General features: G+C 57.9%; 2 protein-coding genes. One reads left to right on the top strand and one right to left on the bottom strand.

Going from position 1 to position 13,394, the window contains the following annotated elements:
- Positions 1 to 11,265, bottom strand: an 11,265-nt coding sequence (locus VM163_02300; GenBank protein ID HUT02704.1) for a C25 family cysteine peptidase, incomplete at its 3' end; no start/stop codon positions are given.
- A 379-nt stretch (positions 11,266 to 11,644) separates the two neighbouring features.
- Here VM163_02300 and VM163_02295 point away from each other — a divergent pair.
- Entirely contained in the window at positions 11,645 to 13,276 is a 1,632-nt protein-coding gene (locus VM163_02295) for a hypothetical protein (GenBank protein HUT02703.1), read from the top strand.
- Positions 13,277 to 13,394: the final 118 nt, after the last annotated feature.

The following is a 13,394-nucleotide window of genomic DNA, read 5'->3' as shown; positions in this document are numbered from 1 at the left end:
GGTGTCGAAGATGGTCTCGTCGATGCCTCCGCTGCCAACTTCTGTTTTGTTGCCTGCCCGGTCCTCGCCCACGATGCAGAAGCGATATTGACCGTCTCCACTGGCCGGTGAGAAGGACATGGTGCCGCCCGCAGACGTGCTCGTCTCACTGGACTTACTCCACGAGCCGCCGTTCAGTCGATAGTATAGGGTTACCTGTTCAATGCCAGACAAAGAATCAGTCGCGTTGTATGTTATGCTGATCGGCGAGCTTTTTGTAACAGATGGTGTGTTACAGTTTGTCTGCGGCGCAGTTCTGTCGAGGGTAGTGCTTGCCTCATGGACAGTTGGTGCGCTCTCGCAATTGCCCGCCGCGTCCTGTGCCTGAACGGCGAAGTGGTATGTGCCCTCGCCCTGCGAGAAGGCATAGTCAAAAGAGCCAGAGGATTGCCCATTGATGATATCGACCGCGGCCAACGGAGCTCCCTCGAACGCCGCCCAAAGCGTAACCTTACGCACCCCGGAGTGCTCGTCTGATGCCTCGAAGTCTATCTCGCCTGTCGTGGTTCGCGTGTAGCGCTCCGATGAGCAACTTGCCTCTGGCAGCGTTGCATCATAGACCGTGGAGCATTCCAGCTGGTCGGACATCGACTCGCTGTTGCCTGCCCGGTCAATCGCCCTCGCTCGAAACTCATAACTGCCCTGCCCCCCGCTAAGCGTGAGCGTGATTGAGGCGTGGGTTGCCTGAGTTGGGGCGCCGGCCGCAGCCCAAGCCTCGCCCGGGCGCCTCATGAACAGCTGCTGCGATTCTATGCCCGAGAGATTGTCGGATGAGCGGATATCGACCGTAACCTCGGCCGTTCTTACAAAGGGTGGGCAAGTGCTCATCGACGTCGGTGACAGCAGGTCAAGTATGAACGATGCCTTGGTCTCGCCCGTGAAACCGCTCGTGTTGCCGGCGATGTCAGTCGAGACGGCTGTAAGGTCGTAATGCCCCTCCTGAGGCTCGACGTTCAGGACAACGTAGCCCTCTGCGCCATATCCCTTAGCGGCGGACTGAAGCTCCCAGTCTTCGTCCTGCATCCTGAGCCAAAAATCTATGGGCCCAGGCCCGGACCCCAGCTGACCGTCGTCGCACTGGTAATCGACGCGCACCGCAGCTTGGTTGCAGAACGGCGCGACCGAGAGGAGGCATACGGGAGCTGTTGTGTCAAACACGGTGGTGCAGTCGGCGATGCCAGGCCCGAATTCCATGTTGCCGCACTCGTCCTCAGCCAGCGTATAGAACTCGTAACGCCCGTCCCCAAGCGGCGGCGAGAATGAGATGCTTTCCTTCGTGCCACCATCCGAAGCCCCTGAATCCGCCCACGATGTCCAGTTTGCGCTGTCGAAATAGCGATACCACAGCGCTACCCTTTGGAGCTGGCATGTGCCTGTCGTGGCCACATAAGATATCTCGATTGGCGACTCGGGATGACAGGGTTGGCAAGACGCCTCAGAATCTGGACGCTTGTTATCAATCAGCGTCTGAGAATCGGCCTCAGTCTTCATCGGCTCGCTATTGCCGGCCTCATCGATCGCGATGCTGAAGAACTCGTATGTGCCGTTTCCGTGCTCGGAGTCGAACGTGAACGTCGCACGAGTGCTGCATTCCTGCGACAGATTCGAGAACTCCCAGTCCTGCTCTCCGAAGCGGTAGTAGAGCTCGACCTTCACGACGCCAGTCCCGATAGTCCCGTCTGTGGCGGAGCATGTTATCTGGATAGGCAGCTGGTTCGCAAACCTCGGAGCAACTGCTCTAGAAGTTGGAGCATCGAGATCGAACTGAACCGAGACTGTGTTGTCAGTAGTAGGTTGCTCCTGGTTTCCTGCGCGGTCAGTTCCAACGCACACGAACCTATACGTTCCCTGCCGGTCAGAGTCGTCGAATGTGAATGCGAATATGCCCTCGGTTGTGGTTGTAGTAAGGCCAGTTGGCTCGAGGTCCTCGTCTCCAAAGCCGTAAAGCAGCTTAGCGGAGCTCAGTCCGCTCAGTGCATCAGAAGAGGTGAAGCTCAGCTCGAGAGTGCCTGAACTCGCCACGGAGCCCCCGCTAAGCGTCGATACCGGACGCGTCATGTCGAAGATGCTCTGCACTGCTCGTGGCGTATCGATCTGCTCGGTGTTGCCGCAGCGGTCTCGGCCTATGCTGCACAACTCGTATATCCCCTCGCCGCGTGGTGTATCGAATTGCAGCGTCCCAGAATCGCCGTCAACCCGCTGCGCTGAGTCGGTCCAGTTGGGCTGCCAACTGCTGCCTGGGAGTCTGAACCGGTAGTAAAGCGCGATCGCGACCGGCTCGGTTGTGGCGTCTGCCGCCTGCATTCCGACCTCGACCGGTGAGTGCGACGGATAGGGCTCTGCCTGACAGCTCGATTCTGGCGGGGTTGTGTCGAACGTAACCTCGATCTGCGCTCCGCTGGTGGATTCCAAATTTCCGGCGGCGTCTTCAGCCTGGGAGTAGAACTGATACCACCCCTCACCGTCAGGCGGCTCGAACTGGATGACGCCCTCGGTGCCCGTGGCTCCCACGTCCGCCTCCTCCCAGTCAGAGACCGCAGAGCTGAAGAACAGGTGGACTGCAACGATGCCGGAGCCGCAGCCCGGGTCGGAGGCCACGAAGCTGATTAGGATGGTCGAGCCTGAGGCGCACTCAGGCCCCTCGAGCGAGGAGACCGGCTGGGCTGAATCGAGAACAGTTTGAGTGTCAGCAGCCTCTTTTTGCTCAACGTTGCCGGCTTCGTCCTCTGCGATCGACTTAAACTGATACCACCCCTCACCTTGCTCCGTTTCAAATGTAAAATCACCCTCAGCGTCGGCGCCTGACAGGCCCGAATCGGTCCACGGGACGTCCCAGCTCTCTCCACAGCTCTGGCTGAACCTATAAAACAGCGAAACTTCTAGAAGGCCATCGGTCTCCAAGACCTCATAATGCAGTTGAAGCGGCCCTTGATTGACGGTAGTTGGGCCTGCGAGTGTTGAAGAGGGTGCGGCAGTGTCGTATTCCGTGCTGGTCTTCACCTCGAACGAACCCGCCGTGGAGTTTCCAGCCTTATCGATGACGAGCGCGGAGAACTCGAACACTCCGTCTCCCTGCTCAGGCGTGAAGGCGAACGTTCCCGCCGTCTGGCTTGAATCGAGGCCTGACGCCCGCCAATCTCCGCCATCAAAGCGGTAATATAGCTCGATGGAGCGAAGGCCGCTGCCGGCCTGACCGTCATCGACCTCGAAATCTACGTTGATGGGCGAGCTGTTTGAGAGTTCCGGCGAGGAGAGTTGATAGGATGCAGGAGTGTGATCGTTCATGCACCAGGCGTCCGCACTGCTTGGCTCAGGCTCGACGCTGCCGGCGTTATTCTCAGCAATCGTGTAGAACTCGTATCTACCCTCACCTTGGTCAGCTGTGAAGTCAAAGCTCCCGAACGGTGTGTAGCGACTCTGGCCAGAATCCGTCCAATCCGGTGCCCAGCTGGAGCCTCCGTCCGAACTGAACCGGTAGAACAGCGACACGCTCGCAATGCCGCTCTCTCGGCCTGTGGCCTCGTAGCCGACCTCTATCACGGACGATGTGCTGAAGTTGGAGCAGAATGCGAATGATGCCGGCATCTGGTCGTCGAAAACCAGCTCGGCTTCTGGCTCATAATAGATCGGTTCGGCGTTGCCGGCCGAGTCCTTCGATATGGCGAAGAATTGGTAAGTGCCGCTGCCCTCGCTGGGCGAGAACGACACGGTGCCAAAAGTCCCCTCGGTCTCGAGACCTGTTGGCGTCCAATCTCCCTCCTCGAAGCGATACCAGAAGAGAACGGATGCCACGCCCGAACCGATCGTGCCGTCCGTTGCCGTGAACTCGAGGCGCAACGGGAGCTCACTTGCGTATTCCATGCACGATACGGTCGCGGCCGGCGCGATGGTGTCCAAGATGACGGTCTGGTCTGCTGCCTGGCCCTTATCCTCCTGGTTGCCAGCGTTGTCCGCTGCGAGTGTCATCAACTCATAGAGTCCGTCCCCATCCTCAGCGCCGAACATGAGAGACCCGCCCGTGGCCTCGGAGAAGACGCCGCTTGAGCCCCAGTCCGGTTCAAACGTCCCGCCGTTATCATCGGAGTAGCGGAACCAAAGCTCGACCTTGTCAATGCCAGACAGGTCCTCGTCGGTTGTAAAGACCGAACTGATCGACGCGGCCGACGCGTAATCCGGCGAGAATAGATACGATTTCGGTAACGTTGCATCGTAGATGGTTTGGCAGTCGGCCTGCTCCGGCGGGTCCTCGACGTTGTCTGCGGCGTCAACGCTTATTGTGTAGAACTGATATATGCCCTCGCCGTAGAAGCTCTCCGCGACGAAGTCAAAGGTCCCCTCCTGAGTGTAGGCTCTGTAACCGCTGTCAGTGTAGTCAGTCCAATCCGAGCCGTCCTGCTGCGCATAGCGATAATAGAGCTGAACCTCCTTGATGCCGCTCGAATCACGCGCCTCGAACGAGACGGGTATGGTGTCGCTGTTCGCGTATTCAGGCGACGAGGCGCTCGATGTAGGCTTCTCCGTGACATAATGTGTGGTGCAGTCGGCGGTCTGCGAGGCCTCCTCGATGTTCCCAGCATCGTCCGTTGCGATCGTGTAGAACTCGTATATCCCCTCGCCCAATTCGGGCTGATAGGAGAAGGCGCCGGCGGGCTCCGATGACGAGGTCCCGCTCGCTGTCCAGTCCGGGTGCCACGTCTGTCCCTGGTCATAAGAGAATCTGAACCAGAGGTCAATTGAGACAACCCCCGATCCCTCGCCGTCGTCGGAGGAGAAGTTCACGTCGAATCCCTGGCCGGCAGACTCTGGCGAGCTGCACTCGGACGCTGGCGCAGACCTGTCAGAGAGCACCGTCGCATCGGGCTCTTCGGGCACGGACTCGGTGTTGCCAGCGATGTCCGTTGCGATTGTGTAGAACTCATATATCCCATCGCCGTCGCCGAACGAGAAGACGAATGTTCCCGCCTCGTCGCTGCCTGCCTCGTCCGCGTCCACCCACTCGCCCCCTGCATACCGATAATAGAGTCTCGTCTGAGCAAGCCCGCTCGACTCGTCGCTCGCGCAGAAGGCGACCTCCACGGAGCTCGCTTTGGTAATGCTGGGGCAGCTACAGCTTGAGCTCGGGTCCTGCGTATCAAGAGCCGTCGTCGTCTCGGCGGACTTCGTCCCCTCCGCGTTCCCAGCTCTATCCGTTGCGATCGTGTAGAACTGGTAGGTTCCGTCGCCCTCGGCCGGCTCAAAGTTGAAGCTCCCCGAGGTGCTATACTCGCGAAGCCCGCTCGACGTCCATTCGCCATCCCCGAACCTGTAATAAAGGTCGCAGAATGAGATGCCGCTTAGTGTGTCCGAGGCGGTGAAACTGACCGCTATCTGATCGCCGTTGGAGTAGTCAGGCGACGAACATGAGGAGCTGGGCAACGTTGCGTCGTAGATGGCATTGCAGTCGGCGCTCTGCGGAGGCGTCTCCTCATTTGAGGCGGCGTCAACTGCGATGGTGTAGAAGTTGAACGTGCCCTCCCCGTCTGGGGCGTTGAACTCAAAGCTGCCGGCCGTGCCATCTGTCTCGAGGCCCGAGTCGGTGGCATCTCCTCCGTCAAAACTGTAAAAGAGCTTGGTTGATGCCATTCCACTGCCGCCGTCATGCGCCTCGAACTGGATGACGATGGGGAGTGAGCTGGCGAATTGGCCGCATGAGCAAGCCGAGGTTGGCTTGGTTGTGTCATAGACACAAGATGCGTCCGGAGCCTCCTTCGTCGCCTCGTCATTGCCTGCCGCATCCGTGGACAGTGTGTAGAAGTAATATGTCCCCTCGCCGTGCGAGAACGTGAACTCAAAGGCCCCTGACGTGCCTGTCTCCTCCAGACCGGTATCGGTCCAGCTGCCGCTGTTGAATTTGTAGTAGAGCTTTGTGTTTGCCACGCTGCTTGTCTCGTCCTGAGATGAGAAAGAGATCGAGATGGGGCTGTGGTTGACGTCCGAATCACACGAGCAGCCAGAGACCGGGGCCGTCTCGTCATAGACAGTAACCGCATCGGGCTCATCCGGAGGGAGCTCGACATTGCCGGCCTTGTCCGTGGCGATCGTGTAGAAGGCGTACGTGCCCTCGCCCTCGGGTGGGGTGAAGGATGACGCAGAGAGCACGAAGCATTTGAACTCCTCTGCCATCGGGACCGAGAGCGGTTCGCCATCGTAAAAGCCCTTTAAGACTGGCTCCCCGAAGTAATCCTCAACGTCCACTAGCCGGAAATAGTCGCCGGCACTCAGAATCGAGGAGACGTCAACGTCAACACTGTCGGACGCCTCCCAGTTGTAGATCGCGATGTGAGCCCGCTTGATCTTGTATCTGTTCGATAGGACAACGGTCTTGTTCTGGGACGGCTTCTGTGCCTCAACTATCTGGCTGTTGGTATCCCATCCTGTCAGACTACGCCATTCTTCGAGGCTGTAAGATGTATTCCCATCGCTGCGGCAGTAAAGGACTCTAAAATCATCCGTGGCACCAACGTAATAGGTATTCTCATCCCACTCGAACGTGCTGTATTCGGGCGACTCGTCCTGATATTCGTCGAAAAACAGCCGGTAAGTCCCGGACGAGATGAAAGTATTGCCTCTCACTATGGAGCCATATTCGTGTCGTCTGAACCAGGCTGGGCTGCCGCCGGAAGCTACATAATTGTCCGTGATTGTCATCGTGTCCGTCGGCCCATACCACCCTGGCATGAAAGGATATGTCTTAGGCTCATAGAAGTAGTTGGATGAGACGACATTATCGCGGAGCGTGATGTTCCCCCCGCCTCCGAGCAGGAAGTATCTACTGTTGCCGAACGATATGTTGTTGGTGACTCTGAAGCCGCTCAATTCAGTCCCACCCTCGCAGTAGGCGTGCAACGAGAACTTGTTGTTGTTGAACAATATGTTGTTGGTGATGGTCTTCAGCCCGTAATTAGGGGAATCGTTCTGTGTATAGATGGCGTGCCCGTGCGGGTCCTCGTGATTGGGTGCTATCCCCCAGATCAAGTTCCCATAAAATATGTGGCCGGAACCAACCCTCCAGCCACCAATGCCGTTATACCCGTTAGGAGGGTCGTGGATGATGCAGTTCACGAGGCGAACGTCGTCGCCGTCGTATATGTCGATTCCGCCGGATGTGCCGGAGCTGGTGAGCTCAACGCCTATCCAGTATGTGGAATCTCCTCGCAGGGAGACCTCATCCAGAAGCGTAGCTCGCTCGCCGCAGAAAGGCATAACGATGACCGGATGATCGGGCGTGCCATCCTGAGCCGACGACTGTGATAAAGCCCCTGAATACTCACCCGCGCGCAGCCACACTATGGTTCCGGCCGCGAGCTCAGCATCCGTTACCACGCTCTCGAGGCTCTTCGGGTCGTCTATCGTCCCCGTAGCGTCCGGTGTGCCGTCCAGAGAAACGAAGACCTCGTGCAGAGGCGGAGGAAGGAAGCAGAAGCTGTCCCCATACCACGTTACGCCAGAATCCTCATACTCCCCACCGTTGAAGCTGTAATAGAGTCTCGTCTGCGCAACGCCGCTTTCATCGTCCGACGCGAAAGCCTCCACATCAATTGGGATCGAGGTCGCATACTCCGGCGCCTCGCAATACGACTCAGGCCTGGTGTTGTCCGTCTCTCTGTACTCGGTCGATGAGTCGGGCGCATTTGGCGCGTCCTCCTCGTTGCCAGCGTTGTCGGTCGCAAGCGTGTAGAAGTCGAACGTGCCATCCCCGTCAGGCGGCGAGAACGAGAACGACCCCGAGGTCCCGCTCTCCTCGAGGTCAGAATACGAGTAATCTCCACCGTCTTTGCGGTAGTAGAGCTTGGTTGTTGAGACGCCGCTGAGCGAATCGGACGCCGTGAACGTGATGGTGATCGGACTTGAGTAGGCATACTCTGGCGAGGAGCAAGATGATTCGGGTCTGGTAGAGTCGTAGATGGTCGTGTCGTCCGCAGAGCCCGGCGCATCCTCCTCGTTGCCGGCGTTGTCGGTCGCAAGCGTGTAGAACCTGTACGTGCCCTCGCCCTCGGTTGCCGAGAATGAGAACGAGCCCGACGTCCCGCTCTTCGTCTGGCCAGAATACGAATAGCTGCCAGAATCGTGGCTGTAGAAAAGCGCCGTCGAGCCGATGCCCGAGCCGGTGTCGGATGCGGTGAAGGAGACGGTTATGGGCAGCGACGTGGCGTACGTTGGCGAGGAAGCGGCAGACGAGGGCTTTGTTCCATCGTATATAGTGGTGTCGTCCGCAGAGCCCGGCGCGCCCTCCTCGTTGCCAGCGTTGTCGTAGGCTATCGTGTAGAACGAGTAGGTTCCTTCGCCATCGGGAGGGACGAAGGAGAACGAGCCAGAACTGGCGCTAGCCTGGTGCCCGGAGAACGTGAAGCTGCCTCCGCTATAGCTGTAGTAGAGCTTCGTGTTGGCCAGGCCGCTTCCGCCATCCGATGCGGTGTAGGTTACGGCTATCGGCGACGTGCCATAGGTGGGTGACGAACAGGATGAGACGGGCGCTTGCGAGTCGTAGATAGTCGTGTCGTCGGCGGAGCCCGGCGGGTCCTCGGCGTTGCCGGCGTTGTCAATGGCGATAGTGTAGAAGTCATAGGTCCCCTGTCCATCGGGGAATGAGAAGGAGAACGAGCCAGATGTGCCCGACTCCGACTCTCCGGAGTAGCTGTAGCTGCCGCCATCAAACCTGTAATAGAGCTTGGTCTCGTAGATGCCGCATCCTTCGCCGTCGGATGACGTGAACGTGATCGACGCTGGCTGCGAGGTCGAGTAGCTCGGACTTGAGCAGCTCGAGGAGGGTTTCGTGTCGTCAACGAACGGCCCATCAGAAGTTCCTGAGGCGGGCAACCTGTCGCTCTTGCCGTTTCCGTCTTCAAAGTAGAAGTAGAACGAATGATCGCCAGCAGAAAGCGACGATGCCTCGTATTCGTAGTCGCCGTCCGCCGCCTGGCCGGAGGCCAACGTCATCGTTTGCGGAGAGCCGTCGATATAGACGTCCGCGGTCGCCGGTGGCTCCGAATCTGCATGATAATAGTGCACAGAATACGTAAAGGTATCGGTTGACTGCCCATATTCTGGCGAGACCGACCCGTCGCTCAGTTCAGGCCCGGAGCTACTGCCGTCCTGAACCTCGGCGCTGCCTCTTTCGGGCAGGTAATTGTGCTTGGTGACTGTTACGAACATCGTCCCCGTTGATGTCGGCGGCGGAGAGAGCGTCACGTGGGCCAAGCCGCTCGAATCGGTCTCGGCCGTCTCAAAGACCTCGTCCTCCTTGTAAAGACATACTAGCGCGGACTGAACCGGCCCGCTGCTCTCAACGTGAACATCAAACTCTGTCTGCCCCACCGTTAGCGTGCTGTCGTAGCTTGCGCTCATGGACGATGGCGTATCTGTCCAGACGGGCGTTGTCGGCGATCCCAAAAGGTTCAATTCGTAAAGGACCCAGCGGTAATACTTGCTCGAGCTATAGCTGCCCTTTGCGTAGCTTGCAAAAACCTGCTTCGAGTCTGAAAGCGCAGCGCCTAGCTCGAAAGTCCCGCTGTCAAAAATCGCGGAGTAGAACTCCTGGTCGAACGCGTCGGAAGGCCCGTAACCGGGATAACCAGAGCTGAACCATCCATACCGGCTGTTCCCGATGAACGCGACGCCGCCGCCGCTTGGAGAGAGAACGAACCGCTCGCCCATGCAGTCGTAGTCTATCGCTGCCGCCCAACAGCCGATCGTATATAAAACTGAGTAACGAGGCCCGTTGGCAAGCCCGGACATGTCGTCTCGGTAAAGGTATTCACGGGTCCCTGTGTATTTCGCGCTCATCACCGAGTAGTTAGCATGACCCACGTTGTTGATCAGGTTGTAGCCGGAGTTCATGGCGTTGACGATGTTAGTCTTGCCGGATGTGCCGTCGCGGTCGTAAAGCCTCGTGATCGTGTAGTCGCCTGGGATGCCCACGTAGTTCTCCAGCTCGTCCTTACAGTCCCCGCCAGAGGTCGCTCCATCGAGCTCGCAGGCGAACATCAGCAGCTTCTTCTGATAGTCGGTAGGCATCTGCGTTGAGCCAACACCCTCATAGACCAGCGTTTTCTCGACAACTACCTCCGCCTCGCTGGTCGTATCAAACGGCAACCTGCCGACCAGAAGGTCAGCATACATGTCTATGTTGTCAGCGTTGACCTCGCCCCAAAGCGAGTCGCCGTCGTCGTTCCACGTGCCGTCCAGGTCAGCATAGTAGTAATCGCAATAAAGATAGTCATCGTAGGTGTAACCGTCGCCTTCCACGTCAAAGGCGTAGGCCGCCCTCGCCGGCACAACGCTTGTGTCGCCGCCAAGTATCACCCATCCCAGGCCCTTGTTGCTGTAGTAATCCTTGAGGAAGTTCCTGATCTTCTCCTGTGTGTCCGTCCCGCCGTAGGAGCTGCTGATCGCTGAGACCGTATGAATCTCCGTCCTGTAGCCCTTCTTGATCATCCAGTCCGCCAGCGGCTCCATCTGGGACGTGTAGGAACTCCCCGTGATGATCACGCAGTCAACCGTGTCGAACGTTCCCAAGACGCTGGGGGAAAGTCTTGGCGGGCTGATGGAGCCCTTGTTGACAACTAGCTTTGAAATCCTCTCTCGACTTGACCTCTCGAGAACATCACTTCGCCTCGTCACGGCAAGCGCCTGAGGCGGGGCCGGCGCGAGGTCCAGCCTTAGCGATACTGATGTGAAGAATGTGAGCGTCTGTGAGACCGGTTTGTACTCGAACGGTGTAACTAAAAGACCTACGATCTTGTAGCCCGCAAGGGAGCCCGACTTCGTCTGCTCAACAGCGTTTGCCGGATACGGTGCGTCAGAGCTGTAGATCGACGGGTCTGGGGCCACGAATCCCGCAGCGCCGCCACTGTCCGTCGGGACGGGAGGCTGCATAGGATATACGGTGTATTGCCCATCAAGAACAAGTCTTGAGACGGCGCATACCTCAACATGATCGACGCTCTTGTCAAACGGGATGGACACATAGACGCTCTTTTGAGGCAGCGCCGGTGCGCCCACATCCGAGGCGATATAACACCCGCGGAGCCTTATCTGGTCGTAATCGTCCTTAGGGGTTATAGATAACTGATCAACGGGGAAATCAAGGACAATGTTTATGCTTTCTGCGAAAGCTTGTGGCGCCAGGGCCATTGTGCCCAGCATCCACAGCACCACAATGATCCAACGCATCCGAAGTGCAGGCATACCTTCCCTCCTTATGTCAAGCTCCTCCTCCCAGTGGATTTGACAACGGCTTTACTCATCGAACTGAAGCCAGAGATCTTTAGGCCAACCGATGGTGGGTCAGTTGTTGACCCACATCAGACAGACGGATAGAAGGCTAATCTAAAGAATCTCCGCCGTATTGGCACGTCACAAGTGGATCAGTTCTGATCCACAGTGATTCTATCTCTGGGTGCTGGAAATGCTGGCATTACCGGGCGTATCGCCTCTTTATTCTTAGATTAAGAGAGGGTGTGGCAGAAAGTCGCACAATGTGGCACGAATAGTGCTAAATTATTCGGCGGTGCCGGATATAATCTACCAGTGAACATTAAACACAGCGAATTTTGCGGAGGACGAAATGACAAGAACTGCTCTACTCATGGCTTTCTGCATCATCTGGCTTCTTGGAGCCAGCGGACTTATAGGGACCGCCAGCGCGGCACCTCTTGAGCTTTACGTCTCGCCTAGCGGCTCTATACCTGACGCATTCCCGTCGCTGACCGACGCGCTCCAGTTTGCTCGTGATCAAGAGGCCGACCTAACGGTGATATATCTTGAGCCTGGTGTCTACTACTCTCACTTTGAGACCTTCCCGATTGAGATTGAGAAAACCGTCTACCTTTGCGGCATCCGGGACACCTCGAAATGGTACCAGATCCCCCAGTTCAGCTCTAATGTGGAGACCACCTTTTGGGTGGACGATGGCGCCAAGTTGGTGTTGTCCAACATATACATCTCTCCCATCTCTCCCTACTATGGCAGCAGGGGGATCGACGCGGGGACCGGCAGCGAGGTGATCGCGATGGGCTGCGTATTCTATAAGACAGCTGGCTCGTACCTTGGCTCTTGCCACTACGGCGGTGCAAGCTCTTATGCCCGGTTCGTGATGTGCGATTTCTCCTATAATCTCGCCGTACGGAGCTCTGCCGGGATCAGGATGGTCGTGGACGGGCCGTCCAGGAGCCCTCACCTAGTAGTGACCGATTCCACTTTTCGGGGCAACATGTCCGACTTCTCGCCATGCTTATCTTGGCTAGATCTGAATCCCAGAATGCCGGGCGAGGCGGTCGTCGCTGACTGCATATTCGAGGGGAACTCCGGCGGCGTGGGGGCTTGGACTCCCTATATCGAGGGGTTCGGTATCATCGGCGCGAGCTCGACCACGGGGCGTTCCACCGCAGGTTACTGGGCCTACACCGTCCGCAACTGCCTGTTTATCAAGAACCCGTCCCACTATGGCGGTGCCATTGGCGTCTGGGGAGGCAGCTCCTCCGTGGAGAACACGACGCTGATCCAGGACCGGCTGGAAGACACAAACGAGTGGTGGGGCTACATTGGCACCGGGAGGTCGATTCTCTGGGGCGAGGACAATATGACCGACTGGGGCGCGGCATACTCCTGCGTCCAGGGGGGCCATGAGGGCCGCGGTAACATTGATGAAAACCCCCTCTTCACGTTTTTACCAGGGAATACGGACGAGCACCTGCGGTATTTCCTGAGCAGCACGGCCGCCGGGCAGGGAAAGGACAGCCCGTGCATCGACGCTGGCGGTGTGTCTGTGGAAGAAGCGGGTATGCAGTTCTACACCACGCGAACCGATTTCGCGCCCGACACAGGGACAGTTGATATGGGCTTCCATTACCGCATCGCGCCTCGTTTGGTCATGGACGTTGAGCCGGTAGGTGGTTGTTACTCTGTCTTGCTTTCTTGCGGCGCCTCGCGGTATTCGGACGCGGAAGTGGACGCATACCTTGCGGCAGTATCGCCTGAAGGTGAGCTCTACACATTCTCCGACGGCGCTTGGCAGCCCGGCATCCGCCCCCTTGCGGAGGGATTGCACCTTTTTAGAGGGTATTGGCACGGCCCGTTCTATCTGACTGACATACCGGCCTCTGCCATTGGCTGGAGGCTCTACGCGGCCCTGTGTAAGCCCGGGACCCTCGACTACGCCTGCGAGCCAGCTATTTATGAGGTTCAAACGCCTAAGTGAGGTATTGCTAGTTCGTTCACCGACCGGCTTAGCATCGATTATTGCGGTCTTGATTTAGAAGGCGAATCCTCGTGCCTGGAACCTTGACATGGCGCCGACTGGTGGCAAGATTGCCCGC

Source organism: bacterium, assembly GCA_035527515.1.
GTDB lineage: Bacteria > B130-G9 > B130-G9 > B130-G9 > B130-G9 > B130-G9.
Note: the sequence above shows the minus strand (reverse complement) of the source record. Positions and strands in the feature narration are given on the sequence as shown.